At 38.4% G+C, this 1,170-nt stretch carries 1 pseudogene; it reads right to left on the bottom strand.

The window, feature by feature from the left end:
- Nucleotides 1–170 precede the first annotated feature (170 nt).
- Nucleotides 171–1,043 (bottom strand): annotated as a pseudogene (locus tag IQ224_RS23625) (O-linked N-acetylglucosamine transferase, SPINDLY family protein); the annotation flags it as partial.
- Between the last annotated feature and the right edge of the window lie 127 nt (nt 1,044–1,170).

The following is a 1,170-nucleotide window of genomic DNA, read 5'->3' as shown; positions in this document are numbered from 1 at the left end:
CTTCTAGGTTCTGTGTGATCGGTTTAACTTAATATAGGAGCGTTCAATCTTGGTGTCCTTTGTGTCTTTGTGGTTCGTTGCACGCGCTCGCCAGCAGGACTGTATCTTAGAATACATTTTACCCACCAAACCTAAGAGAGTCGGTCCTCGGTCGGCGATGGCAAATTAGGTTAGACTTCATCTTGATGAGAAAGGCTGTAAATATTCCACATTTGTTGATAAGCAGTTTCTAAATCTCTGGTAAATTGTTTGGCATTCCAGAGGGGAGATGTGTGACGAGATTGACGTAATTGATAACGGACTTCTTCCCGCAAATTTTTATCCAATCCTAGCTTAATTCCCCACTGCACATATTCCTCCTCACTCCAAGCTATACCCTGACTAATGCCAGCATTTTTCATAAAAGTATAGCTATTGCGGGCTGCAAATTGTTCACCAACCCTAGTGACTAAAGGAATCCCCATCCATAGGGTTTCTAGGGTTGTGGTAGCACCACTATAGGGATAGGTATCGAGAATTATATCAGCAATTCCTAGATTAGCGCGATGGGTTTCCTCATGCAAATCATTGGGCAAAAATCTTAATCTATCTTGACTAATTCCCAATTCGTCAGCACTTTTGAGAAATAATTCTCGAATGGTTTCTTTGTCGGCAAAACCTTTGATTAAAAGATAGCTATTAGGAACCTGTTGAAGAATCTGCAATTGCAGATAAATCATGTTTAAGGTGCGTTTTAATCCCGATTGCACGGTCAGATAAATAATAGCATCATCGGGAATATTTAAATCAGTTCTTCTCCTAGTGGGAACACCCACTTCAAAACCATCTACAGATAAATAAGAGTTAGGAAGTCGGATGATTTTTTCTGAATAAATTTCTTCAGCATTTTCGGGTAAAACGTAGTTATCGGCAATAAAATAATCAATCGCAGGGATTCCCGACGCATCTAATCCTAACCAAGTTACTTGTATAGGTGCGGGTTTTAAGGCAATTACTAGATAAGTTGTATTATTGGTTAAGCTATCAATATCCACTAAAATATCGGCTCTTCGGGAATTGTTATGCAAATAATTAACTTAAAATAAAATTCAATGAGAGTACCTAAGCTCAAAAGTAGCTGAAATTCATACAGGAAAGGACTTAAGGCACAAATAAGTTAATATCAAAAGA

The organism is Microcystis sp. LEGE 00066 (genome assembly GCF_015207925.1).
GTDB classification, from domain to species: domain Bacteria; phylum Cyanobacteriota; class Cyanobacteriia; order Cyanobacteriales; family Microcystaceae; genus Microcystis; species Microcystis ichthyoblabe_A.
The sequence above is the reverse complement of the archived record's forward strand: the minus strand, read 5'-3'. Positions and strand labels throughout refer to the sequence as shown.